Origin of the sequence: Streptomyces sp. NPDC051218, from assembly GCF_044455475.1 — a bacterium.
GTDB lineage: Bacteria > Actinomycetota > Actinomycetes > Streptomycetales > Streptomycetaceae > Streptomyces.
The window spans coordinates 479,213-505,530 of the sequence record NZ_JBITEU010000008.1; the positions used below are offsets into that span (position 1 = coordinate 479,213).

The window sequence follows — 26,318 nt, forward strand, 5'->3', positions numbered from 1 at the left end:
CGATGACCACCGGGGACACCGGGGAGGAGAGGACGGCCCGGCCCACCGCCAGGCGGGCCATCCTCGGCCGGCTGTCCTGGGGCCTCGCCGACCAGGCGGCCTCCAGCCTCTCCAACTTCGCGGTGGGGATCTACGTAGCCCGCTCCCTTGGCCTGACCGCGTTCGGCGTGTTCAGCCTGGCCTGGGTGACCTACGGAGTGGTGCTCAGCGTCTCCCGCGGCCTGGCCACCGATCCGCTCGTGGTGCGCTTCAGCGGCGTGTCCGACACGTCCTGGCGCGGGGCGGTGGCCCGTTCGTCGGGCACCGCGCTCGGCGTCGGTGCCGTCATCGGCGCCGCGTGTCTGGTGATCGGCCTCGCTCTCGGCGGCCGGGTGGGGCCCGCGTTCGCCGGGCTCGGTCTGATGCTGCCGGGGCTGCTGTTGCAGGACGCCTGGCGGTACTCGTTCTTCGCCGCGGGCAACGGCCGCAAGGCGTTCGTGAACGACGTCGTGTGGGGCGTCGCGCTCGTTCCTGCCATGGTGGTGGCGGCCCGCGTGGGCACCGTGACCGCCTTCGTGCTCGCCTGGGGCGCGTCCGCCGCGGTGGCCGCGGTGTACGGCTGCTTCCAGTCCGGCATCCGGCCCCGGCTCACCGGCGGGCGCGCGTGGCTGCACGAGCACCGCGATCTCAGCTACCGGTATCTGGTCGAGAACGTCGGCGTCAGCGGCGCGAGCCAGCTGCGCGCGTACGGGCTCGGCGCGATCGTCGGGGTCGGCGCGGTGGGTGTGATCCGGGGCGCCGAGCTGCTGCTCGGCCCGTTTCTCGCCGTGCTGATGGGGCTGACGCTGGTCACCGTCGCGGAGGCGGCACGGATGCTGCGCCAGGCCCCGCACCGGCTCGGCAGGTTCTGCCTCTTCCTCGGCGGCGGACAGGCCGTCGGCGCACTGCTCTGGGGCTCGGTGCTGCTCCTGATGCCGGACCGGCTCGGCGAGCTCGTCCTCGGTGACGTCTGGAGCTCCGCCGCGGAGATCATCGTGCCGGTCACGCTCGGCGTCGCGGGCGCCGGCCTCGGCACCGGCGCGGCGGCCGGGCTTCGCGCGCTCGCCGCGGCCCGGCGCAGCCTGCGCTGCCAGCTGTACGCCTCGACCTTCTACGTGAGCGGCGGGCTCGGCGGGGCCGTCGTGGCCGGCACGGTCGGCTCGGCCTGGGGCGTCGCCGCCGCGGCTGCCTGCAGCTCTGCCGTGTGGTGGCTGCAACTGCGGTCCGCTCTGCGCGAGCGCCGCCAGAACCCCATCCCCGAAGTGAGGACGCAATGACCGCCCATCCCCGGTTGAGCATCGGCCTGCCCGTCTACAACGGCGAGGAGTACCTCGCCGAGTCCCTCGACGCCCTGCTGGGCCAGACCTACGAGGACTTCGAGCTGGTCATCACCGACAACGCCTCGACCGACAAGACCCAGGACATCTGCCGCGAGTACGCCGCGCGGGACTCGCGCATCCGGTACATCCGGCTGCTGCGGAACATCGGCGCCGCGCCGAACCACAACTACGTCTTCACCCAGTGCCGCGGCGAGCTGTTCAAGTGGGCCTCGCACGACGACCTGTACGCCCGGGACCTGCTGCGGCGCTGCGTCGAGGCGCTCGACGAACGCCCTGACGTGATCCTCGCCCACGCCGACCAGGCGGTCATCGACGGCGACGGCAAAGTGACGGTCCCCTACGAGTACACGCTCGCCACCGACTCGCCCCGCGCACCGGAGCGCTTCCGCAGCATGCTGTTCGAGCCCGGCGGCGACGACTTCTACGGTGTGATGCGGGCCGACGTGCTGCGCCGGGTGAAGCCGCACGACAGCTATCACCACGCGGACCGCACGTTCGTCGCCGAGATCGCCCTGCACGGGCCCTTCCACCAGGTGCCGGAGCTGCTGTACTTCCGCCGCGACCACCCCACCCGCGCCGAGCGGGCGAACCCGTCCAAGCGGTCGAGGTGCGTCAACCTTGACCCGCGCCGTGCGGGTCCCCTGCACCCGACACCCCGGCTCCTCGCCGAGTACGTCTGGGGCTTCGTCGCGGCGATCCAGCGGGCGCCGTTGTCCGCCGCCGACCGGCGCGCGTGCCACCGCCACCTGGCCGCATGGATGGCGAGCCGGGTACGGCCGGACGCGGGCGAGCGGGTCGAGGACCGCGCCCCGGTCGATCCGGCCCTGATCACCGTCTCCGTCGACGCCCTCGTCGCCGGCCGAGAAGGGCGGCGGACATGACCTCCGGAGGCGAAAAGGCGCCGCGTATCGGGCTGTTCGGGCTGCTCGGGTCCGGCAACGTCGGCAACAACGGGTCGCTCGAAGCCGTCCTCGGGTATCTCCGCGCCGAGCACCCGGACGCGCTCGTGGACGCGATGTGCGGCGGGCCCGAGGACGTCACGGCCCGGTACCGGGTCCCCGCGACGCGGTTGAACTGGTACCGCGGGGAGTACCGGACCGCGTCGCGTGCGGGCGCGATCGCCGCCAAGGGTCTGGGCAAACTCGTCGACGCCGTCCGCACCGCCACTTGGGTACGCCGGCACGACGTGGTGATCGTGCCGGGCACAGGTGTCCTGGAGACCACGCTGCCGCTGCGGCCGTGGGGCTTCCCCTACTCCTTGTTCCTGCTCTGCGCGGCAGGCCGGCTGACCGGCACCCGGGTCGCGCTGGTCAGCGTCGGCGCGGGCCCGATCGGCAACCGGCCGACCCGGGCCCTGGTGCGCTGGTCGGCCCGGCTTGCCGCCTACCGGTCGTACCGCGACGACCAGTCACGCGATGCGATGCGGGCGATGGACGTGGACACCGCGCGCGACGAGGTCTACGAGGACCTCGTGTTCGCCCTGCCGACGCCACAGGCGAGCGTGCCGTCGGGGCCACCGGGCCCGGTCTGCGTCGGCGTCATGGACTTCCACGGCAACAACGACGAACGCGCGAGGGCCGCGCGGATCAACCGGCGCTACCTCGACGGGACGACCGCGTTCGTGCGCGCGCTGGTCGAGGACGGCAGGCCGGTCCGCCTTGTCACCGGCGACGAACTCGACCGGCCGGTGGTCGACGCGATCCTCGACGCGGTGGACTCACCCCTGGTTACCGCCGCCGAGACGGCCTCCCTCGACGACCTGATGAAGGAGATGGCGGCCGCCGACACCGTCGTGGCGACCCGGTACCACAACCTGATCTGCGCGCTGAAGGTCGGCACGCCGACACTCGCCGTCAGCTACTCGGCGAAGAGCGACGCGCTCATGGCCCGGATGGGTCTCGGCGCGTACTGCCACCCGGCCCGCGAGGCGGACGCCGACCGGCTACTCAAGAAGTTCCGGGCGCTGGAGAGGAGTTCGGCCGAGGTACGGCGGTCCCTCACCGAGCAGAACCTGCTCGCCGCCCGACGCCTGGAGGACCAGTTCAACGCCTTGTCCGCGGCCCTGTTCCCGGCGAGCGACCACACCCTGCGGGAGGCAAAATGAAGGCGACCGAAGTCCCGGCGGTCGAGGGCGCGTACCTCTTCGAGCCGACGCCGTACGCCGACGAACGAGGCTTCTTCTGCCGCACCTTCGACGTCGACGTGGTGCGCTCGGTGGGCATCGACCCGGGCGCCTTCGTCCAGGACAGCCTGTCCCGTTCGGTCCGGGGCGTGGTGCGCGGCCTGCACCTGCGCTCCGGTGCCGGCGAGGCCAAGCTGGTGCGCTGCTCGTACGGGAGGGTCTTCGACGTCGTCGTGGACCTGCGGCCGGACTCGCCGACCTATCTGGGCCGGGCCTTCTTCGAGCTGTCCGGCGAGACGCAGACGACCCTGTACATCCCGGCGGGGTGCGCGCACGGCTTCCAGGCGCTGACCGAGACCGCCGACACCTCGTACCGCATCGACCGCCCGCACGACCCGGCCGAGGACGTGACGATCGCCTTCGACGACCCGGAGCTCGCCATACCGTGGCCGCTGCCGGTCACGTCGATGTCTCAGCGGGACCGGGAGGCGCCGGGCCTCGCCGCGGCCCTGAAGCAGAAGGAGAGCTGAAGTCGCCGTGGACACCGAAGAGTTGCATCTGCCCAAGTCGCGTCTTGCGAACGAGCGGCTGCACGCCGCGATCCCCGGAGGCGCGCACACGTACGCCAAGGGCGACGACCAGTACCCCGAGAACCTGGCCCCGGTCATCAGCCACGGCCACGGTGCCCACGTGTGGGACGTCGACGGCAACCGCTACATCGAGTACGGCTCCGGTCTGCGGTCGGTCAGCCTCGGCCACGCCCATCCGCGCGTGATCGAAGCGGTGCGGCGCGAACTCGACCGTGGCAGCAACTTTGTCCGGCCTTCCCTCGTGGAGGCGGAGGCCGCGGAACACTTCCTGGCCACCGTGCCGACCGCCGAGATGGTGAAGTTCGCGAAGAACGGCTCCGACGCCACCACCGCCGCGGTGCGCCTCGCCCGCGCCGCCACGGGACGCCCGCGCGTGGCCATCTGCGGCGACCATCCGTTCTTCTCCGTCGACGACTGGTTCATCGGTACGACGCCGATGTCCGCCGGCATTCCCGCGGCGACCACCGATCTCACGGTCTCCTTCCCGTACGGGGACCTGGCCGCGACGGAAGAGCTCCTCACCCGCTTTCGGGACGAGATCGCCTGCCTGATCCTCGAACCGGCCACCACCCACACCGAGCCGCCGTCCGGGTACCTCGCGGGCCTGCGCGAACTGGCAGACCGGCACGGCTGCGTACTGGTCTTCGACGAGATGATCACCGGCTTCCGCTGGTCCGAGGCGGGCGCCCAGGGCCTGTACGGCGTCACCCCCGACCTCTCCACGTTCGGCAAGGCGCTGGGCAACGGCTTCGCCGTCTCCGCGCTCGCCGGGCGGCGCGAACTGATGGAGCGGGGCGGGCTGCGGCACTCCGGCGACCGGGTGTTCCTGCTGTCCACCACGCACGGCGCGGAAACACACTCGCTGGCCGCCGCGATGGCCGTGCAGTCCACTTACGCCGAGGAGGGCATCACCTCCCAACTACACACTCTAGGAGCCCGGTTGGCGACCGGGGTCCGCGAGGCAGCGGCCGGCATGGGCGTCGGCGACCACGTCGTCGTCCGGGGCCGGGCCAGCAACCTGGTCTTCGCCACCCTCGACGAGAACGGCCGGCCGTCGCAGCCGTACCGCACCCTGTTCCTGCGCCGACTGCTCGCGGGCGGGGTCCTCGCCCCGTCGTTCGTGGTGAGCAGCGCGCTCAGCGACGCCGACATCGACCACACCGTGGACGTGGTGGCCCAGGCATGTGCGGTGTACCGGAAGGCACTTGACGCCGGTGACCCCACGCCGTGGCTGGGCGGGCGGCCGGTGAAGCCGGTGTTCCGCCGCTTGGCGTGAGGTGGCGTGCGAGGTGACGTGAAGCGCCGTCAGCGGCGCTTGCGCCGAAGGGCGTCGGCCGCCAGGTCGACCAGCCACGCCGTCGCCGGTACGACGGCCAGCGCGGTGCACCAGCCGCCGAGTACGTCGGTCGGGTAGTGCGCGCCCAGGGAGACCTGCGCCCAGCCCATGGCGGCGCCGGTGACCAGCGCCGCTCCGAGCACGAGCAGCACGCCGGCCGCCCTGCCGAGGCCGAGCCGCCCGGCCGCGAGCAGCGCCACCATGAGGGCGAGCGCGGTGAGGAAGGCGGTGTGCCCGCTCGGATAGGACAGGTTGCCGTCGCCGTGGATGGTGCGCCCCACCAGGGGTTTGACCAGTGTCGTCGCCCCCACGGTCACGACGACCCCGGCCACGACGAGCACCGCTGCGCGGGGCCACCGAAGCAGCAGACAGCCCGTCACGGCAAGCACGAGCAGCATCGCCGCTCCGGCGGGCTCCGCCAAGAAGTCCGTGGCCAGGGCGAGGCCGCGCCATGGTGGCCGCACGCTGTCGTCCGTGGGCTGGATGAACCACCTGTCCACGGAGCCGGACCGACCGTGACCGGCGTACAGGACCCCGAGCGTGACGACCACCAGCGCGGCGAGGACGGCGATGAACCCGAGCGGCGCGCGCAGTGACGGGGGCAACGACGGGGGCGGCGCCGGGGGCCGATCCAAGCACTCCACCAAGCCCAACACCCCCTCGCCGTAGGCCACTTGGCCCCCGCCGTAAGCACTTGGCCCGCGCAGGAGCCACCGTCCGGAGCGGCCGTGCCGTCCGGAGCGGCCCGGAACCGCCAGGCCACTCCGCCACCTTAACGACTACCCGACGCGCTCGATCCGCGCCTCGCGGATGAGGGACTTCCCGGCCTCGCGCACCTCCTCGAACGCCGCATTGTTGAGCAGAACACAGCTGCCCGACGTCGAAGTGACCTCCACCGTGGTGGACTTGGAGTTGTCCAGGTTCGTCACCTTCAGCTGCGTACCGACCGGGAACTCGTTGCTGGATGCGGCGGGCGCGCCGCCCTCACCGGACAACGTGACGGTGGCCCCGTCACAGACGACCTCACCCTCCTCCGCCCCCGCGTCTCCACCGTCGTCGGGCGGCGGCGGAGTGGCAGAGGCGGTGGCGGTGGCGGTAGCAGTGGCGGTAGCACCCGCCCCGTCACCCGCACCCTCCCCCGCGCCGGCACCCTCTCCCTCTCCCGCTCCCTCTCCTCCAGCCGCGTCACATCCCGACGCCGCCTGCTTCCGCCTGATCTCCTCGATGACGGCTTCCCGATTGGCGATCCGCGCCGCGGACTGCGCGTCGGGATTCGCTCGCTGACCCGCGATGAACTTCTCGTTGTTGCTCAGCGCGGTGGCCAGCCCGTCACACGCCGGCGAGGCCTGGCTCGTACCGGTCATCACCACCGCGGTCCCCGCCACCAGCGCGGCGGCGCCCACCATGAGGGCGACCTTCTTCTTACGGCTGAGGGTCTTCTTGCGCGACACGTGCGACTCCTGTCCCCGGCGCTGTACGCCACCGCCGGATGGATTTCCGTGTGCCGTCACGTACGCGCAGGAAGCCCATTCGTCTCACCTGCCCCACCCATCACGCAGGGCCCAGCAGCCTCACCTGGGCGCGGAAACACGAAATAGGGGCCACCCGAAGGTGACCCCTACCTGCGACGTTTCCGTCGGGACGACAGGATTTGAACCTGCGACCCCTTGACCCCCAGTCAAGTGCTCAATTCCGGTTCGGAGTTCTGAAGCCCTGTTGACGGCCGTACGACGCCATACGCGAAGTACGGCGCCGCTGGCCCTTACCGGCGGCGATCTCCTGCTGCTGCACTTCGCGGCAGCTCGTAGGCCTCATGGAGTTAAGATAGGGGACTCGCACCCCCTCCATTGACGCGCCTCACCTGCGGTTTCGCTGGCGAACCAGGCATGTCCACTTGTATCGGTCCCGCTGGATCCTCCTCGATCCGGGTCTATCAGCGCGGTGGGGCTATCGCCTCACGGCGTACGGGAAGGGTGGGAACCCGCGTCGGTGCCATCCGCCAATACCGCGCCACCAGCAAAGCGCGGGCCTCGTTCGTAACCTTCGAGTCGGTTACGAGCTCCACCAAGTGGGAGCAACTCGTCGCCCCGCGCCACTGCAAGTAATCGAAAGCACCATCGACTCGATGGGTTTCGGCTGAGCTCCTCCGCACGGGCGGAGGTAAGTCGCCGTCATCAGCCTGGGCCCGTCTCCCCTTCTGCGGGATAGTGGACCGAGGTACGGGGCCACTCCCATCCTCCAAGGGGGCTGATGAGGATCATGTTCAAGCGCGACCCGGAGAAATCTGTGCAGAGAGCCGCTGAGCGCGAGGAAAAGCAGCGCGCCCGGACGGAGGCAGCGGACAAACGGCATGCGGACAAAGAAGCCTTGAAGGACTGGCGCAAGCTGCACCCTGCTGAGAAGACGATGAACACCGCAGCGATGATGCATCTGTGGCCCTCGTCGAAGTTCGGCCTGACCGGGCAAGGACCAGTGCTCGGCGGCCAAGCCGAGTTCGTGGATGCCGGCGCTCATAAGGCGTGGACGGCCACAAGGCTCGCCGGCGGCGTCGCAACAGGTGGTCTGTCCGCCTTGGCGGGACGCAAGAACAAGGGCGCGGCGGTCATTAACCTGACCTTCGGCAACGGGGCTGCGCAGACGTACAGCGTGACGCCCGACTCCACAAACCTGCGAGCGGCCAACCAGTATGTGAATGCATTCAACACGCTCGCTGCGCAGTTGGCGAACGAGGAAGGCTCTACCCAGCCGTCCGAGGCAGTTCAACCACAGCCCCAGTCAGTGGCCGACGAACTCGGGAAACTCAAGGCACTTGTCGACCAAGGGGTTCTCACACAGGAGGAGTTCGACCAACAGAAGGCGCGATTACTCGGACCCTAGGACCTCAGCCAGTAGCCCCTTCCCATAAGCGCCCGTCGCTTACTGCGATCGTGATGCCGACGCTGAGGCCCGCAAGGTATGAAGCTTGGGCAAGCTCGAAGGCGCTTTGCAAGCACTGTCGGGCGTAGACACCCGAACCCACGACGAACCGTCGAGCCGCTATACACCAGCTGGCCCGCCAGGCGGCGGGCCGCAGGGCCCACCCGGGCGGTTCGGCGAGTCCATCGCAGACTTAAAGGCCGCATTCATTTCCGGCCGGGGCAACCATGACCGGGCCCTACTCGTCACAGCCCTCTCTCGGCACCTTCGATCACTCCGACCGGCAGTTGGGCAGTCCAGCAGGCACGTGAGCTCCTCATGGCACTGGACAACCGCGTCGACCGAGTCAGGTTCCTGATCAGGGACAGGGACGCGAAGTTCACCGACGCCTTCGACGCCGTCCTCGCGTCCCAGGCCGTACAGGTCCTGCTCACTCCGGTCCGAGCACCTCAGGCGAACGCGTACATCGAGCGCTGGATCGGCGGATGCCGCCGCGAACTCCTCGACCGCACACTGATCATCAACGAACGGCACCTGCGCAACGTGCTGGCCGCGGTTGAAACGCACTTCAACACCCACCGCCCACACCGAGCCCTCCGTCAAGCAGCACCCCGGCGGCCGCTCCCCGACCCGGTCGACAGGGACGGCAAGGTCATCCGTCGAGATCTACTCGGTGGCGTGATCCACGAATACACGCAGGTCGCATAGGGCGGCCGAGTTTCGGGCACCCCAGGCGAACGTCGCGACCCCTTACCTCATACACCGGGCTGTGCAGCGAAGATGTTCCGTGGGAGCGACCGGATCGGGGGATCCCGGGTCGACCGCCGGTTGACGTCGCTCCCAGGCTTCCGCTCCCTGGGAGCACAGGGAGCGGATCCCTGCTCCCAAAACCGCTCCAAACACGAAGTAGGGGCCACTCGAAGATGGCCCCTACCTGCGACGTTTCGTCGGGACGACAGGATTTGAACCTGCGACCCCTTGCCCCCCAGCCCACTCGTATCGTGCGGCGATGCCGACGGGAAAGGGCATGGCCGGCAAGGGTGGGGCTGGACCCACCCACCCGTACGTTCAGACCCATACCGCGCCGTTCGCGCCCTCCGTAGCGTCTTCATCGTCACCACGAGACGGAGGAGAACGTCATGGGAAAGACCACCGAGTCCAGGGTCGAGGAAGCACAGCTCGGCACGCCGCAGGTCCAGGAAGCCGTCGATACGTTGAAGAAGAGCATCGTGCTCTACGGCACCATCAGTGCCATCATTCTCGCCACGGTCGCCGTGATGGCGATCAGCGGGCACTCGGTGTCCTCGTTCATGTGGGTGCGGTCCGCACTCCTCCTCGCGGTCACCGCGCTGATCCACAAGATGGCCGTCGACGTCTCGAAGGGATCGCGACGGGCGTACGAGCGCTTGAGCGCCCTCACCGTCATCCTGCCGATCGCCATCATCGGCGTCGACCTGATCCCCGGCCTCTGCCCGGCGTGGTTCGCCGTAATGCAGGGCGTGTCCGCCCTGGCCCTCGTCCTCGGCGCGGTCGTCACCCGGGGTGCGGCCCTGCGCGCCACGTTCCCCAAGACCGCTTGAGCGGAGCCCTCGGGGCATCGCTTCCCCCTGCGAGGTCGCAGGGCGCAGGCGGGAGCAATGCCCCTGAGGCGAGCAGGCGAGCACGTTCCCACCAGGAGGACCCTTCCGCATGTTTCGACGCATAGGGACCACTGTCGTCCGACACCCTGTTTGGACGATCGTGGCATGGCTGATCGCGGCGGTCGCCATCGTCGCCACCGCACCGGGGCTGCCCTCGAACAGCGACGAGAGCAGTTTCCTGCCCAAGAGCTACGAGTCCATCAAAGCTGCGGGCATCCAGGACGAGGCGTTCCCCGACTCCTTCACGCCGACCGCGACCGCGCTCTACCAGCGCGGCGACGAAGGCAAGTTGACCGCCGCCGACAAGAAGGACGTCGCACGGATCACCGCCGCGCTGGGCACGAAGAAGATCGACCAGGTGCAGAAGGTCGTCCCCGGGCCGCCGTCCAAGGACGGCAAGTACGCGATGACCCTCGTCCAGATGAACGACGAGAGCGCCGGCCAGCCGGAACAGGCCGACGCGGCCCAGGTGTTGCGCGATGACGTCAAGAGGCTGACCAAGGGCACGCGGCTCGAAGCCCGGCTCGGCGGCCCCGCCGCGGAGGCCCTCGACCAGCAGGAGTCGTCCGAGCGCGGCGAGGCACTGATCGGCATCGGCACCTTCGCCATCATCCTGGTGACCCTGCTGATCATCTTCCGGGCGCCGATCCTGGCCGTACTCCCGCTGGTCCTCATCGGCATCGTCTCTGCAGTGGCCAACGGGCTGATCGCGTATGCGACGAAGCTGTTCGGCCTGCAGGCCAACAGCTCGATCTCGTCGATTCTCATCGTCGTGCTGTTCGGTGTCGGCACGGACTACTTCCTCTTCCTCATGTTCCGATACCGAGAATGTCTGCGCGCGGGTGACGAACCGAAACAGGCCATGATCAACGCGGTGGGCCGGGTCGGCGAGGCCATCGCCTGCGCCGCCGGAGCCGTCATCATCGCCTTCCTCGCGCTGGTGCTCTCCACGCTCGGCTTCCTGCGGCAAATGGGCCCGGCGCTCGCCATCGCGGTCGCCGCCACTCTGCTCGCGGGCCTGACCCTGATCCCGGCCGTGGTCTCCCTCATCGGACCGAAGGTCTTCTGGCCCTCCAAGTCCTGGAAGCAGGAACCGGACGGTGCCCGGTTCGCAGCCCTCGGCCGCGGGGTGCAGCGTCGCCCGGCGCTTGCCGCCTCGCTCTCGGGTCTCGTCCTCGTCGCGCTTTCGCTCGGCCTCTTCGGCTTCAACGCCACGTTCGACTTGTCGTCGGGCTCCATGCCCAAGACCAAGGAGTCCATGGTCGTCCAGGACAGGATGAAGACGGCGTACTCGGCGGGCGCCGCCGCTCCGACCGACGTCTACTTGTCCAGCACTGACGGCAAGCCCCTGGACAAGGCACTCTTCGCCGCGTACACGAAGAAGCTCAACGCCGTGGACGGGGTCGCGAACGCCCGCATGTCACTGGTGAACAAGGCAGGCACCACCGCCGACTTCACCGTCACGCTCAAGTACGAGGCGGCGTCGGACGAGGCGATCGACCGTGTCGGCAAGGTACGTGAGGTCGCGCATGCCAACGCTCCGGAGGGAACCGAGGCCGTCGTCGGAGGAATGTCCTCGATCTTCAAGGACATCGACACGGCGGTCGCCCATGACTACCGGACCGTGTTCCCCGTGGCCGCTCTCCTCATCATGGTCATCCTGGGGCTGCTCCTTCGCAGCGTCGTCGCCCCGTGGTACCTGATGGCCTCGGTGGGCCTCGGCTTCGGCGCGACCCTCGGCGCCACGGTGTGGGTCTTCCAGACGTGGCAGGGTCACTCGGGTCTGATGTTCATGCTCCCGGTGATCATGTATCTCTTCGTGGTCGCCATCGGCACGGACTACAACATCCTGATGATCGCCCGGCTCCGCGAGGAGGCCCGGGAGGGCCGCAGTCCGCGCGAGGCGGCCGGAATGGCGCTGCGGCACGCCGGGCCGACCGTGGCCGCGGCCGGCTTCATCCTGGCGGCGACGTTCGCCACGATGATGCTGGCGGGCAACGCACTGCTCACGGAGATGGGCTTCGCCGTCTCGTTCGGCATCGCGATCGCCGCCTTCGTCATGTCGATGTTCTTCACTCCGAGCCTCACCGCCCTGATCGGCCACGCGGCGTGGTGGCCGGGGCACGGGGACCGCGCGGTGGAGCCTGCGGCCGGCAACACGGTCGCGGAGAGCGAGAACCAAAGCCATAGCCAAAGCCAGAACGAGGATCAGTTCACACACGATCCATCCCGAACGCGCGGCTAGAGTTCCCCCGGCTCACGCCGCGCCACGCCGACAGCCGTCCCGCCCCGGGTACTTACCACCGGGCAGGACGGCTGTCGGTCGTGAGAGCCACGTCGTACGCGACTCGGCCGCGTTCTACTCGATCCGGATGTTCGCCGTTCCGTCCTGCGTACCGACCAGGTGGAGCCGGTGGCTCCCCAGGTGAAGGTCGAGCTCCTTGGCCAGTTTCAGGCTCACGCCATGTGAACTGAGCTTCACATAGCTTTCGCTCACCTCTTTGACGTCAAGGGCGAGGTTCTGGACCTCGATCGACGTCCCTGAACGCGCGTGAACGGTGCATGAGCCTTTCCCACAGTGCGCATCGGCTTCCTCAGGGGTGCAGCCGGTCATCACGAGCAGCGGAGAAGCAAGCACGAGGACGTAGGCAACGGCACGTGCGGAGCGGGGCATTGAGATCTCCTGACGTCTGGCGCTTGGACGCTTGGTTCGCTCAGTCGCCGCAGAACCTAAGGCCTCCGGGCCCACGCCTGATATCCCGCTAAGCCCCTCCACGGGTGGGTCCAGCCCCACTCCCCGTTCCCGCTTCCCCGTAGCGCCATCACACCGGCGCTGTGCGGCACTTGAACGCTTGCCCGACTGCCGTGAGGCGTGTTGTCGTGGATGCGATCACGTGCACGGAACGAAGGGGACATCGATGGCCGACGGTACCGGGCAGCTGCTGGCCATCAGCGACCTGCACATCAGTCACCCCGAGAACCGTGCCCTGGTAGAGGAGATGGCGCCCGCCTCCGACGACGACTGGCTGCTCGTGGCCGGCGACGTCGCCGAGACGGTGGCCGACATCCAATGGGCCCTCGAAACACTGGCGAGCCGCTTCCGCAAGGTCGTCTGGGCTCCTGGCAACCACGAACTGTGGACACACCCGAAGGACACCGTCACCCTGCGCGGCACCGCCCGCTACGAGCACCTCGTCGAACTCTGCCGCGACCTGGGCGTGACCACCCCGGAGGACCCCTACCCGGTCTGGGACGGCCCCGGCGGCCCGGTCGCCGTCGCGCCCCTGTTCCTGCTGTACGACTACAGCTTCCTGCCGTCCGGCTGCGCCACCAAGGAGGAGGGGCTCGCCTACGCCCACAAGACCGGCGTCATCTGCAACGACGAGTACCTGCTGCACCCCGACCCCTATCGGACCCGTGAGGCCTGGTGCCGGGACCGGGTAGCCGAGACCGAGCGCCGGCTTGCGGAGCTTCCCGAGGACCTGCCCACGGTTCTCGTCAATCATTACCCGTTGGACCGCCACCCCACGGACGTCCTGTGGTACCCCGAGTTCGCCATGTGGTGCGGCACCCGGCTGACCGCCGACTGGCACCGCAGATTCCGGGTGGCCGCCATGGTCTACGGCCATCTCCACATCCCCCGGACCACCTGGCACGAAGGCGTCCGCTTCGAAGAGGTGTCGGTGGGTTATCCGCGTGAGTGGCGTAGCCGCCCGGGGGCGCCCGGCAGATTGCGCCGCATCCTGCCGACGGCCCCGACAAGGACATCGAGGCCGACGGGAGTGCGCAGCCGGTGATCGAGGAACTGCTCCCGGACTCGGTGGTGGCCATGGAGAGCCGAGGGGACGACGAGGCCGACCATGCCCTGCTACACCCCGAAGAAGAGGCGGTGGTGGCACGGGCGGTGGACAAGCGGCGCCGGGAGTTCACCGCGGTGCGCGCCTGCGCCCGCCAGGCCATGGAGAAGCTCGGCGTCCCGCCGCAGCCCGTCCTGCCCGGTGAACGCGGTGCCCCGCGCTGGCCGGACGGCCTGCTCGGCAGCATGACCCACTGCGACGGCTACCGCGCCGCCGCCCTCGTCCGCGCCACTGACCTGGCCTCCCTCGGCATCGACGCCGAACCGCACGGCCCGCTCCCGCGCGGCATCCTGCACTCCGTCGCGCTCCCCGCCGAGCGGCAGCGCCTGGCCTTCCTCGCCGCCGGGCAGCCCGCCGTCCACTGGGACCGGCTGCTGTTCAGCGCCAAGGAGTCCGTCTACAAGGCGTGGTTCCCGCTGACCGGGAAGTGGCTTGGCTTCGAGGACGCGGACATCGAGATCCACCAGGACCCCGGAACGGCGCCGCACGGCCGCTTCCGTGCCGAACTGCTCGTCCCCGGACCGCTGGTGGGCGGACGACGCCTCGGGCACTTCGAGGGACGGTGGATCGCCCTTGACGGCTTGGTCATCAGCGCGCTGACGGTGCCCCACCCCTGATCGCACTCCCGCGCGTTCTCCCGCTGGCGCCGCGCCCGGAAGGCGGGGCCGGGTGGGGCTAGCCCCACCGCCGACGGGGCGTAACGGGATACCTCCACGAGCTGCCCGGCCATACGTTTTTCAGTAGTGGTCGGGTACATCCATTCCCGGCTGACAGAATGGCGTCGTGGCGAAAGGATCAGACGGATGAGGCTGCTTGCGGTAAGCGGCCCACTGCGCTGGGCGGTCGAGATCGTACGTGGGCTGTACCGGTCCGCGGTACTGACTGCATTGACCTGGTTGATGCCCGCGGTGTGCCTGACCGTCGGGATCGGCGGCGCCCAGGTGGTCCGCTCATGGTCCGAAGGACTGAGCGCCCCTCTGGCCGTCCGGGTGCTGGTGGGACTCGGCCAGACGTTGATGGTGACGCTGTGGATCGTCGTGGCCGCCTGGGTCGTGCACCCGGCGACCAGCCGCCCGCTCGCCAAGGCCGCGCGCCGCTGCGCCGAACGCTGGCTCGGCGAGCGGCTCGAGGTGACCTACCGCGCCGTTCCCCAGGTCAGTCGCATGTCGACGGGCTACTGGTGGGACGGCCACGAGTACCACAGGTCCGAGCGTGAGGCCCGCCGCCGGGCAAGGGTGCACGCCCGGTTCCACGACCCGCAACTGCACTGGGACGGACTGTGGGGCCTGGTCGCCGGTGTGACCGTGCTGCCGGTCGCCGCCCTGCCGCTGCTCGGGCTCGCCGGCGGCGTGTACATGGTCCTGACGCCGGATCTCCTCGGATACGGAATCGCACTGATCGTCGCCGGTCTGGCCGCAGCCCCGTTCGCCTGGCGGATCTTCCGGCCCGCGGCGCATCGGTTCCTCGGACCGATCCCGCGCTCATGGATCGGCAGGCGAGTGAAGGAACTTGAGGCCATCCAGGCGGACCTGACCCAGACCCAGGCAGCCGAACTGGAGCGCATCGAGCGGGACTTGCACGACGGCACCCAGGCCCGGCTGCTCGCCATGGGCATGTCTGTGGGGGCCGCCGAGCAACTCGTCGACACCGATCCCGCAGCGGCGAAGGCACTCCTGGCCGAGGCTCGTGGCGCCTCGGCGACCGCGCTCGCCGAGCTGCGCTCGCTGGTCCGCGGCATCAATCCGCCCGTACTCGCCGAGCGCGGCCTGGTGGACGCCGTACGGGCCCTGGCACTCGACGCTCCCGTCAAGATCACCGTGCACAGCACGGTGCCCTCCAGAGTCGAGCGTCCCGTCGAGTCGGCCGTCTACTTCGCCGTCGCCGAACTGATGGCGAATGTCGCCAAGCACGCCGAGGCCGCTCGGGTGACGGTCGCATTCACGTATACGCAGCAGACGCTCTCCGTGGTGGTGACCGACGACGGAGTCGGCGGAGCCGTCGCGTCGGCGGGCTCGGGGCTGCGCGGAATCGAGCGTCGGATGGCGGCTTTCAGTGGCCGCCTGGAGATCGTCAGCCCCACCGGGGGTCCTACTCACATCACTGTGGCGGTGCCATGCGCGTTGTCGTAGCCGAAGACCTCTACCTGCTTCGCGACGGGATGGTCCGCATCGTCGAGGCCCACGGGCATACGGTGGTCGCGGCGGTCGACACGGGGCCCGCCACGCTCGACGCGCTGCTCACCCTGAAGCCGGACGCCGCGATCGTGGACGTCCGACTGCCGCCGACGTTCTCCGACGAAGGGCTTCAGGCCGCCCTCGCCGCCCGCCGTGAGATTCCGGGACTGCCCGTGCTCATCCTCTCGCAGCACGTGGAACAGCTGTACGCGCGCGAGCTGCTCGCCGATGGGCACGGCGGCGTCGGCTACCAGCTCAAGGACCGCGTCCTCGACGCCGGTCAGTTCATGGACGCCCTCGGCCGCGTCGCCGACGGCGGTACGGCGCTCGACCCGACGGTCGTGGCGAAACTCCTCGGCCGGCCCATGCGGGCCGATCCGCTCGGCACGCTCACCGAGCGGGAGCGCTCGGTCCTCGCGCTGATGGCCGAAGGCCTCTCCAACACGGCGATCGCGGCTCAGCTGTTCCTGAGCGAAGGCGCCATCAGCAAGTACACGACCACGATCTTCGCCAAGCTCGGCCTCGCCACCGACGACGACACCAACCGCCGGGTCCGGGCAGTCCTCGCCTATCTTGGCGCCGACTCACTCTCCGACGACTAAGAGCACTGACCCACCAGACCCGGCACGTGCCGATTCCTGAGCACGAGGCCGGAAGGCTCCCGCATACCTCGCTTGGTTACTTACAGCGAGTTGTTCATGACATCGAGTGATCAAAACACGGAAGGCGACCACATGTCCGCAGTGATCGAAGTCCAGCATCTCCAGAAGAACTACGGCGGCCTGGTGGCGGTCGACGACGTCTCCTTCACCGTCGAGGAAGGCGAGATCTTCGGGATCGTCGGTCCGGGCGGCTCGGGCAAGACCACGTCCCTGGAATGCATCGAAGGGCTGCGCGAGCGCGACGGCGGGGAGATCCGCGTCCTTGGCCGCGACCCTCGCGCACAGCGCGCCGAGATCACCCGGCGGCTCGAGGGGCGGCTCGGGCACAACGCGCCGCCCGACCGACTGCGGGTCGCAGAGGCGCTGTCCCTCTACAGCTCCTTCTACCGCGACCCCGCCGACTGGAGCCGCCTCATGGAGTCACTCGTGCCGCCCGGCGAGGCCGACGCCCCCTCAGCCGTATCGCCCGAGAGCCAGGAGCAGCGTCTCTTGGACGCGCTGGAACTGGTCGGCAATCCGCAGGTGGCGGTCTTCGACGAGCTCACCACCGGCCTAGACCCACAGTCCCGGCGCGACACATGGGAGCTGATCGAGACGGTCCGCGCCAGCGGGGTCACCATCCTGCTGGCCACGCCCTTCATAGGGGAGGCCGAGCAGCTGTGCGACCGGATCGCCCTGATCAGCGAGGGCCATGTGGCGAGGGTCGGCACACCGTCCGGACTGATCGAGCGGAAGCGGCAGCCCGCGTCGAACCGGCGCCGTTGAGCTTCTCGGGTCGCGGTGGCTCAACCGGCGGCCGGTTCCGCGTGTTCCTCCATCTCTCGTACGCGGGCAGCCAGTTCGCGCGGGGTGCGCCGCTCGAACACCTCGGTGAGGCTGAGCGACACGCCGCTCATGTCCTGGAGCTCCTGCATCGCCAGAGCGGCCAGCATGGAGTTGCCCCCGTGCGCGAAGAAGTCCGTGTCGGCGTCGACGTCGTCGCGCTGGAGGAGGGTGCGCCACAACTCGGTCAGTCGAACCGTCAGGTCTGCCAGGTCCTGGTGGGGCAGCAGCGTTCGCACCGACGCGAGGTCCGCTCGGCGGTCGGCGAACATCCGCTCCAGGGCGGGGTAGTCGACCTTTCCGCTGGCGTTGATCGGCATCGGGTCGACCGTGATGAGGTCGCCGGGAAGCATCGACCGGGACAGCCGGGCACGGGCGTGCGTCCAGACGGCCGAGATGTCGAGCGAGTCGGCGCAAGGACCGGACCGCTCGGATCGCTCGGACGGCTCCAGGCAGCCGATGAGCACGGCGTCCGACGTCGGGTCACCGACCATGATCACTGCGGCAGCGCCGACTTGGGGGTGCGCGAGGAGCGTCGACTCGATCTCGCCGAGCTCGATACGGTTCCCCCGGAGCTTGACCTGCCGGTCGCTCCGGCCGAACAGGTCGAGACTTCCGTCCGCACGCCAGCAGGCGAGGTCGCCCGTACGGTAGAAGCGGCCGTACTCACGGTGTTCCCCGAAGCGCTCCGCGTTGAGCTCCGGCCGTCCGTGGTAGCCGATCGCCACGCCGATGCCCGAGATGCAAAGTTCCCCCCGGACGCCGACGGGCAGTTCGCGACCGCGCGGATCGACCACGTGGACCTGGGTGTTGCGGATCGGCCGACCGACGTCGAGGCGGGCCCCGGGCTCATCCGTCACGACGCGTGATGTCGACCAGATGGTCGTCTCCGTGGGCCCGTAGGCATGGTGCAGCACGCAGCCCGCGGCCACGAGCCGCCGGGCCAGGGGCACCGGCACGGGCTCACCGCCGACGATGACGCCGAGCCCCCGCAGGCAGCCCTCCATCCGGTCGATGACAAGGCGCCAGGTCGTCGGTGTCGCCTCGACGAACCGCACCCCGTACCGCTCCACAAGGTCCCGCAGGACCCGCCCGTCGCTCCTTGCCGCATCGGGGGCGGCCACCAGGCGGCAGCCAGAGACGAGCGACACGTGCAGTTCGATGCCGGACATGTCGAACGCGAACGTCGTCGTCCACAGCATCGTGTCGCCGGGCGAAGCCGCGAGCTGCTCGGTGAAGTGCGCGGCCACGTTGGCCAGGGCCTCGTGCGTGATCAGGGTTCCCTTCGGCCGCCCTGTCGATCCCGAGGTGTAGATCAGGTAGGCGCAGGATGCCGGGTCCACCGTCATGGGCGGGGCGTCGGCCGGTTTCAGGGGCGGTGCGGTGTCGGCCGCCGACGCGGTCAGGACCTCGATGCCATCGTCGGCGAAGTGCGCGAGATCCTCGGTCGCCACAAGCACCTTCGCGGCCGAGTCGGAGAGCTGGTAACGGATCCGCTCCTCGGGGTGCGCCGCGTCGACGGGCAGGTACGCGGCGCCGGCCAGCCAGGTCCCGAGCACCGCCGCGACCAGCTCGGGTCCACGCGGCAGGGCGATCGCCACCACGTCACCCGACCGGATGCCCGCGCCCCCGATGAGGACGCTCATGGCGTGGGCGGCACTCCACAACTGACCGTAGCCGACCGACCGTTCACCGTCCACGACGGCGACGGCATCGGGCGACCGCAGGGCGTGCGTGTGGACGGCGTCGAGAACCGAGGCGGGCTCGACGGGCCCGTCCGTGTCGTTCGCCGTCGCGATGATCTCGTGGTCGCGGTCGCTCCACCAATGGACGTCGCCCACCGCGCGTCCGGGGTCGTCGGTGAACGAGGACAGCACCGACTCGTAGCGCGACAGGAGCAGTTCGGCGCCGGACCGCTCGAAGAGGTCGGTGCGGTAGACGGCCCGCACTGCCGAGACGCCGTCGTCCGTGGATGTGGCACGGAGGTGGAGGTCGTACCGGCCGCCACCGCCGGAGCCGTTCGTGGCGGGGATTCTTCTGGCTTTGGCCTTGAGGCCGTCCAGGGTGAACTCGCGTGTGTCATCCACCTCTTGATGGTCGAACCCGTGCCGGAACGGCAGTGAGGGGTGCGCCTCCACTGCCGCGTCGGCGTGCGCCACGGCCGTCAGGAGTCGCTCGCCACTGCGGCGCACCAGGCCACGGACACTCTCCCGCCGGTCGACGCGCAGCCGCAGCGGCACGTGGGTGACGTGGTGTCCGATCGTACGAGCGGCGTACTCCGGCCGTACGCCGACCGGGGAGCCGACGATGAGGTCGGGCCCGGCACCGTGCGCCTCCAACAGCACGTAGTACGCGGCGAGCAGGACCGCGGATTCCGCCACGGCGAGCTCATCGGCGAGGCGCCGGACCGCGGCCACCGTACGCGGCGGCAGTACGCGGTCGATCTGGTCGACCGCCGGGTACGGTGGCGCCGATGTCGCCCGGTCCGGACCGGGCGCGGCGCACGACAACTCCTGGGCGCCGGTGTCCGCGCCGGCCAACTCCTCGCGCCAGAAGGCGAGGCTCTCCTGGCTCGGGGGCGCCTCGGTCCAGTGGGGCACAGGGGGCAGAGCCTCCTGAATCTCCTGAACCTCCTGAGGGGCTCCGCCCACATGCTCGTACGCGGACACCAGCTCTTCTTGGAAGACCGGGGAGGACACCTCGTCGAAGATCAGGTGGTGCGCCGTGACACAGAAGACGTCCGTATCCGGGGCGCGGAAGAGCACCGCCCTCAGCATCGGCCCGCCGTCCGGGCCGAACGGGGCGGCGGCCACGGTGGTGAGGTCGTCATCGCCCGGCTCGTCCGGCACTTCGACGCGCTCCACGTCGAGCCGGAACTCGTCCGGGTCGACCACGCGCTCGACCAGCCGGGCGCCGTCGGCGCGGTAGACGGTGCGCAGCGCGTCATGACGCCGCAGCACCATGGCGAGGGCCGCGCCGAGCCGGGACGGGTCCAGGTGGCCGTCGACGGCGAACGCCACGGACACGTTGCCGTTGCCGTCGCCCCCTTCCGCGGGAGCAATCCCCTTCGCGTTCGCGGAATTCATCACGTCGCTCCTTCACAAGTCCGTTGAATCCGCCGGGATTTCCCCTGAACGCCCGACCGCCCGACCACCTAAATGTCCAGCTCTTTTTCGATGAGATCGAATATCTCGTCGTCCGTCGCCCCGCTGATGTCCTCGTCGATGAACGCGCCGTCCGCATCCCCGCCGCCGCGGAAGTCCTCCACGATGACCTCGAGGCGGCTCATGATCTTCGCCTTCTTTCCGCCTCGCTGAGCTATCGCGGAGAGAAGGACCTTGAGCTTGTCGAGTTCGCCGAGCACCGGCTCGTAGTCGATTTCAAGATCGGCGATCCTTTCCCTGAGATATCCGGCGAGCTCGACAGGCGTGGGGTAGTCGAAGACCACGGCGGCGGGCAGCCGCAGGCCGATCGCGCCGCTGATCCGGTTGCGGAACTGCAACGCGGTCAGTGAGTCGAAGCCGAGCTGACGGAAGTACCGGGCGGACTCGATGGATTCCGGTCCCGGCCTGCCGAGTACGAGGGCCGCCTGAGTCAGGACCAGGTCAAGGAGCGCGCCGTCGAGCTGCTCGGGCGGCAGCGCGGCCCACTGGTTCGCCAGGCTCTTGCTCACCTCCGGACCCGCCGCCGCCGCCGCGGTGCGCCGGCCGGGCCGGACGAGGCCGGTCACCAGGGCTGGGACGGCGCTTCCCAGACGGCGCAGCGCGGGCAGGTCGAGGCGGGCCGTCACGAGGAGCGGGTCCGTCTGGCCTGCTGCCGCGTCGAGCAGGGCGAGCCCGTCGGGTGTGGCAAGGGGCCGCAGCCCCTGCCTGCCCATGCGCTGCCGGTCGGCGTCCGTCAGTTCACCGGCCATACCCTGCTCCCAGGGCCCCCACGCCAACGACACGGCGGGCAGCCCCTGGTGACGCCGGTGGGCGGCGAGGGCGTCCAGGAAGGTGTTCCCCGCCGCGTAGTTGGCCTGGCCCGGGGTGCCCCAGACTCCGGCAACCGAGGAGAAGAGGGTGAAGGTGTCGAGGTCGAGGTGGCGGGTCAACTCGTGCAGGTGCCACGCCGCGTCGGACTTCGGCCGCATGACGTGCCGTACCCGGTCCGGGGTGAGTGTTCCGACGACACCGTCGTCAAGAACACCCGCCGTGTGGATGACCCCGGTCAGCGGTGCCACCGACGGCACCCCGGCGATCACCTCTGCCAACTGCTCCCGGTCCGCCACGTCACAGGCCACCACCTGCACGCTCGTGCCGGAGCCCGCAAGATCGGCGACCAGTTCCGACATCCTGGATGCGCCCATGCCGCGCCGCGAGGCGAGCAGCACGCGCCGGGCCCGCCCGGTCGACGCCAGATGCCGGGCGACGAGGCCGCCGAGCGCGCCTGACGCGCCCGTCACGAGCACGGTTCCCTCGCGGCCGACGTGAGCCGGAAGCGCGGGAACGGTCAGGACGACCTTGCCGATGTGCTGGGCCCCGCTCAGGAACCGGAAGGCCTCCACCGCTCGCCGTACGTCCCAGCAGGTCACCGGCAACGGCGTCAGCGCGCCCTGCGCGAACAGCCCTGACAGCGACGACAGCGTCCCGTCGATCGCACCCGGGTCGTTCAGCACCTTCAGCGGCAGATCGCACGTCCGATAGGCGACGGCCCTATGGTCCCGCTCGACCTGGCTGGGGTCGCGTACGTCGGCCTTGCCGAACTCGCCCGACTCTCCCAGCTCTCCCAGCTCTCCCAGCTCGACGAATCGCCCGCCGGGACGGGTCAACCGTAGCGACGCGTCCACGGGCTCCCCCGTCAGGGAGTTCAGTACCACATCCATCCCGCGCCCACCGGACTCCGTCCGGAACGCCTCCTCGAACTCCGTCGTCCGCGACGACGCCAAGTGGCTGTCATCTAGGCCGAGTTCGCGCAACGCTCGCCATTTCGACGGCGAAGCCGTCGCGTACACCTCAGCGCCCAGGTGCCTGGCCACCTGCACGGCGGCCATCCCCACACCACCCGCAGCGGCGTGGATCAGCACCCGCTCGCCGCGCCGCAGCCCGGCCAGCTCTGTCAGCGCGTGATAGGCGGTCAGGAACGCCATAGGTGCGGCGGCCGCTTGCGCCGACGACCAGCCCGCGGGCACCCGCGTCACGGTGCGCGCGTCAGCCACCGCCAGGGGCCCGAACGCCCCCGGGAACAGCCCCATCACCGCGTCCCCGACCGCGGGCTCGACCACGTCGGGCCCGGTCTCAAGCACTATGCCGGTGCCTTCGAGGCCGAGCAGGGCTGCCGTTGGCTCAGCGGGATACATGTTCTGCGTCTGTGTGTCCTGCGTGTTCGGTACGTTCAGCACGTTCCGTACGTCGCGAGGGTTCACGCCTGCCGCGCGCACCGCCACCCGCACCTCGTTGCCCTCCAGGGGCCGCCGCCCGTCCGCGTACTCCGCGAGCACCAGGTTCTCGACCGCCCCGCGCTCGGAGATCCCGAGCCGCCAGTCCGTCCCGTCCGGCACCGGCAGGCCGTCCCCGGAGGCGCGCGCGAGGCGACGCACCTGTACCTGTGCGTCCCGCACCGCGAACTCGGGCTCGCCGAGGGCCGTTCCGGCCACGACCAGCGGTCCTGAGCCTTCGAGCGCCTCCACGTCCGCAAGCACGATCCGCTCCGGATGTTCACCCGCCGCCGCGCGCACCAGTCCCGTGACGCCCGCGCTGTCCATCCGCACGCCCACGCCCGGTCCCGTGTCCACGCCGCGCTCCGTGACCACCACGAGCCGCGACCCGTCGAGCACGCCCGCGTCGAGCCACTCCCGTACGACGCCGAGCACGCGGAGTACGGCGGCTTGTGCCGCGTCTTCGACACGGCCGCGTCCGAGGCCGGGGGTGGGAGCGGGGACGGGAACGGGGACGGGGACGGGGACGCAGCAGGTCGCCACGGTGTCGGGCACCGCGGCGCCCGCCTCGACCGCCGCGACCATCTCCGCGACATCCGCGTACACCGCCGCGCCCGGCACGCCCAGTCGGCCGTCCTCGCCGAGCACCGCCCATGTACGGCCCGGATCCCCGGCTCCCTCCGCCGCCGCGGCCGGGACCCACTCGACCCGGAAGAGACCCTCGTGGGCCGATCCCGCGGTCCGGTCGAGAGCGCCGATGGCCTGCGGCCCAAGCGTCACCGCTCCCACCGAGGCGATCGGCTGTCCAGCCGCGTCGGCGAGCGTCACGGACATGCCCTCACCCGAGAGCGACGGCGCCACCCGCACGCGGGCCGCTGTCGCGCCCGAGGCGTGCACGCGCACGTCACTCCAGAAGAGGGGAAGCAATGGCCCGGTCTCGTTCATCACACCCAGCTCACCCGCCGCACCCAGCTCACCCATCGCACCCGTCTCGCCCGCCTGCTCCAGACCCGCGACATGCAACGCGGCGTCGAGCAGCGCCGGATGCACCCCGAAGCCGGTCGCGTTCACGTCCTCCGGCAGTGCGATCTCCACGAACACCTCGTCGTCGCGCCGCCAGGCCGCCCGCACCCCCTGGAACACCGGCCCGTACTCGAGCCCCTCGCCTGCCAGCCCCTCGTACAGCCCGTCCGTGTCCGCCGCCACGGCACCCGCCGGTGGCCACTGCGTGCTCCAGGCCGCCGTATCCGCGCCGACGCCACCGTCCCCTTCGGCCGGAGCCAGGGTGCCGGACGCATGGCGCACCCACTCCCCCTCGGCGGCCCGTGCGAACACGGTGACTTCCCGCCGCCCGGCAGGACCGGCCTCCCCGACGGTTACCTGCACCCGTACGTCGCCTCGCTCGGGCAGCACCAAGGGCGCCTCGACGGCAAGTTCCTCGACCACGCCGCAGTCGGTCTCGTCACCGGCGCGTACCGCCATGTCCATCAACGCCGTGGCGGGTACCACCATGCGCCCCGTCACAAGCGACTGGGCCAGCCACGGTTGCGTCGGTACGCCGAGCTGTCCGGTCAGCACCACGCCTCCGGTCGCGGGCAGTTCGACGGCCGCCCCGAGAAGCGGGTGCCCCGGGCTCTGCAGACCGAGGTCCTCTGCACGGCTTCCTGCGCTCGAGGTCAGCCAGTAGCGCTGCCGCTGGAAGGCGTAGGTGGGAAGGGCGATGCGCTTCGCACCGGTAGCTGCGTAGACCTTGTCCCAGTCGACGGCCACTCCGCGTACGAACACCTTCGCCAGTGCCGTGAGCAGGGCGCGGGGCTCGTCACGACCGCGCCGCAGTACGGGCAGCCATGTCTCGGCTGTGGCCTCTTCGTCCTCGGGGCCGGTGCGGGTCTGCGGGCCCATGCCCGACAACACGCCGTCCGGGCCGATCTCAATGAACGTACGCACGCCGTGGTCGCGTAGTGCGGAGGCCGCGTCCGCGAAACGGACTGCCTCGCGGACGTGCCGTACCCAGTACGAGGGATCGGTCACCTCGGCGCTCACCAGCTGGCCGGTGAGGGCTGAGACGAGGGTCAGGCGGGGCGTCCGGGAATCGACGGAGCCGACGACCTGGGCGAACTCCTCGAGCATCGGCTCCATCAGGGGTGAGTGGAACGCGTGGGAGACCCGCAAGCGACGGGTGCGCGCGCCGCTCTGGGCGAGGGCTTCCGCCGCGGCCAGGACTTCGTCCTCGACGCCCGAGATCACCACCGCCCTGGGGCCGTTCACCGCCGCGATCCCCACACCCGCACGATCAGCGATCACCGCAAGGACCTGCTGCTCGTCCGCCTCGACCGCCACCATCGCGCCACCGGAGGGCAGTTGCTGCATCAGCCGACCACGCGCGGCCACCACCGCGCACGCATCCGCCAGCGACCACACCCCCGCCACATGCGCCGCCGCCAACTCACCGATCGAATGCCCCGCCACCACCTGCGGGCCCACACCCCACGACTCCAGCAACCGGAACAACGCCACCTCAACTGCAAAGAGGCCCGCCTGCGCCCATACGGTCTCGCCGATCCGTCCCCCGCCCGGCCAGGACTCCTTGCCCTCACCCCGGATCACCGCTCCCAGCGAGCCGTCCACATGCTCGGCCAACCCCGCACACACCGCGTCGAAGGCCTCGGCAAACACCGGGAACGCCGCATACAACCCCTGCCCCATGCCCACCCGCTGAGCACCCTGGCCAGTGAACACAAACCCGACCTTGCCGGCGCGGTCGACCGCGCCGGACACCACACCCAAAACCTCACGGCCTACGGCCAACGCCCGGAGCCCTGCCGCCAGTTCGTCTCGGTCGCCGCCCAGCACCACCGCACGGTGCTCCAGTGCCCCTCGCGACGTCGCCAGCGACCAGCCCACGTCGGTCACGTCCGCTTCCGGACGCTGCTCGATGAACTCGGCAAGACGATCCGCCTGCCCTGCCAGCCCGGCCGCCGAACGACCCGACACCACCCACGGCACCACCGGCAACACCACACCACCCGCACCATCAGGTGCGGTCGCTTCGTCATCAGGGGCCTGCTCGATGATCACGTGCGCGTTGGTGCCGGAGAAGCCGAACGACGACACACCCGCCCGCCGGGGACGCCCACCCGCCTCGGGCCAGGGCGTCGCCTCGGTCACCAACCGCACCGCACCCGCATCCCAGTCCACATGCGGCGACGGCGCATTCACATGCAACGTCGCAGGCACCATCCCGTGCCGCATCGCGGCCACCATCTTGATGACCCCCGCAACACCAGCCGCCGCCTGCGCGTGCCCGATGTTGGACTTCACCGAACCCAGCAGCAACGGGCGGTCCTCAGCCCTGCCCTGCCCATACGTCGCAAGCAGCGCCTGCGCCTCGATCGGGTCACCCAACCGCGTACCCGTCCCATGCC

The 26,318-nt window shown here is 70.1% G+C and carries 19 protein-coding genes; 14 read left to right on the top strand and 5 right to left on the bottom strand.

Going from position 1 to position 26,318, the window contains the following annotated elements; translation table 11 throughout:
* Positions 1 to 2: 2 nt before the first annotated feature.
* The 5 genes from ACIBCK_RS25635 to ACIBCK_RS25655 are packed head-to-tail and all read left to right on the top strand — an operon-like array spanning position 3 to position 5,346.
* Positions 3 to 1,295, top strand: coding sequence for a hypothetical protein (locus tag ACIBCK_RS25635; RefSeq protein ID WP_399393875.1), 1,293 nt, complete (start codon positions 3 to 5; stop codon positions 1,293 to 1,295).
* Positions 1,292 to 2,239 carry a glycosyltransferase family 2 protein gene (locus ACIBCK_RS25640; protein ID WP_399393877.1) on the top strand — a complete coding sequence of 316 codons (948 nt, stop codon included), beginning with the start codon at positions 1,292 to 1,294 and terminating at the stop codon, positions 2,237 to 2,239. The genes ACIBCK_RS25635 and ACIBCK_RS25640 overlap by 4 nt, the downstream gene beginning before the upstream one ends.
* Positions 2,236 to 3,462, top strand: coding sequence for a polysaccharide pyruvyl transferase family protein (locus tag ACIBCK_RS25645; RefSeq protein ID WP_399393878.1), 1,227 nt, complete (start codon positions 2,236 to 2,238; stop codon positions 3,460 to 3,462). Before ACIBCK_RS25640 ends, ACIBCK_RS25645 begins: the two co-directional genes overlap by 4 nt.
* A complete protein-coding gene (locus ACIBCK_RS25650) occupies positions 3,459 to 4,010 on the top strand; it encodes a dTDP-4-dehydrorhamnose 3,5-epimerase family protein (RefSeq protein ID WP_399393880.1) in 552 nt (183 codons plus the stop codon). Before ACIBCK_RS25645 ends, ACIBCK_RS25650 begins: the two co-directional genes overlap by 4 nt.
* 7 nt (positions 4,011 to 4,017) lie before the next feature.
* Positions 4,018 to 5,346, top strand: coding sequence for a glutamate-1-semialdehyde 2,1-aminomutase (locus ACIBCK_RS25655; protein WP_399393882.1), 1,329 nt, complete (start codon positions 4,018 to 4,020; stop codon positions 5,344 to 5,346).
* Positions 5,347 to 5,375: 29 nt separating this feature from the next.
* Here ACIBCK_RS25655 and ACIBCK_RS25660 read toward each other — a convergent pair whose 3' ends face one another.
* Positions 5,376 to 6,050 (bottom strand): phosphatase PAP2 family protein, encoded by a 675-nt coding sequence (locus ACIBCK_RS25660; RefSeq protein WP_399393883.1) that lies wholly within the window; start codon positions 6,048 to 6,050, stop codon positions 5,376 to 5,378.
* Positions 6,051 to 6,185: 135 nt separating this feature from the next.
* Positions 6,186 to 6,857: a hypothetical protein gene (locus ACIBCK_RS25665; RefSeq protein ID WP_399393885.1), complete on the bottom strand. Its 672-nt coding sequence runs from the start codon at positions 6,855 to 6,857 to the stop codon at positions 6,186 to 6,188.
* Positions 6,858 to 7,665: 808 nt separating this feature from the next.
* On the opposite strand from ACIBCK_RS25665, the gene ACIBCK_RS25670 reads away from it, so the two are divergent.
* From ACIBCK_RS25670 to ACIBCK_RS25685, 4 genes are all read left to right on the top strand, one after another.
* Positions 7,666 to 8,283, top strand: coding sequence for an SHOCT domain-containing protein (locus tag ACIBCK_RS25670; protein WP_399393887.1), 618 nt, complete (start codon positions 7,666 to 7,668; stop codon positions 8,281 to 8,283).
* Positions 8,284 to 8,640: 357 nt separating this feature from the next.
* Positions 8,641 to 9,030: an integrase core domain-containing protein gene (locus ACIBCK_RS25675; RefSeq protein WP_399393889.1), complete on the top strand. Its 390-nt coding sequence runs from the start codon at positions 8,641 to 8,643 to the stop codon at positions 9,028 to 9,030.
* A 431-nt stretch (positions 9,031 to 9,461) separates the two neighbouring features.
* The gene (locus ACIBCK_RS25680; protein ID WP_399393890.1) at positions 9,462 to 9,902 is read left to right on the top strand and encodes a hypothetical protein; all 441 of its coding nucleotides are present in this window, start codon (positions 9,462 to 9,464) and stop codon (positions 9,900 to 9,902) included.
* A 109-nt stretch (positions 9,903 to 10,011) separates the two neighbouring features.
* On the top strand, positions 10,012 to 12,207 hold the full coding sequence (locus ACIBCK_RS25685; RefSeq protein WP_399393892.1) for an MMPL family transporter: 2,196 nt from the start codon (positions 10,012 to 10,014) through the stop codon (positions 12,205 to 12,207).
* 114 nt (positions 12,208 to 12,321) lie between these two features.
* Here the strand turns inward: ACIBCK_RS25685 and ACIBCK_RS25690 are convergent, their stop codons facing one another.
* Positions 12,322 to 12,636: a hypothetical protein gene (locus tag ACIBCK_RS25690; protein ID WP_399393894.1), complete on the bottom strand. Its 315-nt coding sequence runs from the start codon at positions 12,634 to 12,636 to the stop codon at positions 12,322 to 12,324.
* A 244-nt stretch (positions 12,637 to 12,880) separates the two neighbouring features.
* Here ACIBCK_RS25690 and ACIBCK_RS25695 point away from each other — a divergent pair, with 244 nt between their 5' ends.
* The 5 genes from ACIBCK_RS25695 (at position 12,881) to ACIBCK_RS25715 (ending at position 17,420) form a co-directional block, all read left to right on the top strand.
* Positions 12,881 to 13,759, top strand: a complete 879-nt coding sequence (locus ACIBCK_RS25695; RefSeq protein ID WP_399393896.1) for a metallophosphoesterase family protein — start codon at positions 12,881 to 12,883, stop codon at positions 13,757 to 13,759.
* A complete protein-coding gene (locus ACIBCK_RS25700) occupies positions 13,756 to 14,436 on the top strand; it encodes a 4'-phosphopantetheinyl transferase (RefSeq protein WP_399393898.1) in 681 nt (226 codons plus the stop codon). Before ACIBCK_RS25695 ends, ACIBCK_RS25700 begins: the two co-directional genes overlap by 4 nt.
* A 186-nt stretch (positions 14,437 to 14,622) precedes the next feature.
* The gene (locus ACIBCK_RS25705; protein ID WP_399393900.1) at positions 14,623 to 15,948 is read left to right on the top strand and encodes a sensor histidine kinase; all 1,326 of its coding nucleotides are present in this window, start codon (positions 14,623 to 14,625) and stop codon (positions 15,946 to 15,948) included.
* Entirely contained in the window at positions 15,933 to 16,595 is a 663-nt protein-coding gene (locus ACIBCK_RS25710; RefSeq protein WP_399393902.1) for a LuxR C-terminal-related transcriptional regulator, read from the top strand. The genes ACIBCK_RS25705 and ACIBCK_RS25710 overlap by 16 nt, the downstream gene beginning before the upstream one ends.
* 132 nt (positions 16,596 to 16,727) lie before the next feature.
* Entirely contained in the window at positions 16,728 to 17,420 is a 693-nt protein-coding gene (locus tag ACIBCK_RS25715) for an ABC transporter ATP-binding protein (protein WP_399393904.1), read from the top strand.
* Positions 17,421 to 17,440: 20 nt separating this feature from the next.
* Here the strand turns inward: ACIBCK_RS25715 and ACIBCK_RS25720 are convergent, their stop codons facing one another.
* Both ACIBCK_RS25720 and ACIBCK_RS25725 read right to left on the bottom strand, forming a co-directional pair.
* Entirely contained in the window at positions 17,441 to 20,563 is a 3,123-nt protein-coding gene (locus tag ACIBCK_RS25720; protein WP_399393906.1) for an amino acid adenylation domain-containing protein, read from the bottom strand.
* Between the two features lie 68 nt (positions 20,564 to 20,631).
* The coding region (locus ACIBCK_RS25725) for a type I polyketide synthase (RefSeq protein WP_399393908.1) at positions 20,632 to 26,318 on the bottom strand (5,687 nt) is incomplete at its 5' end.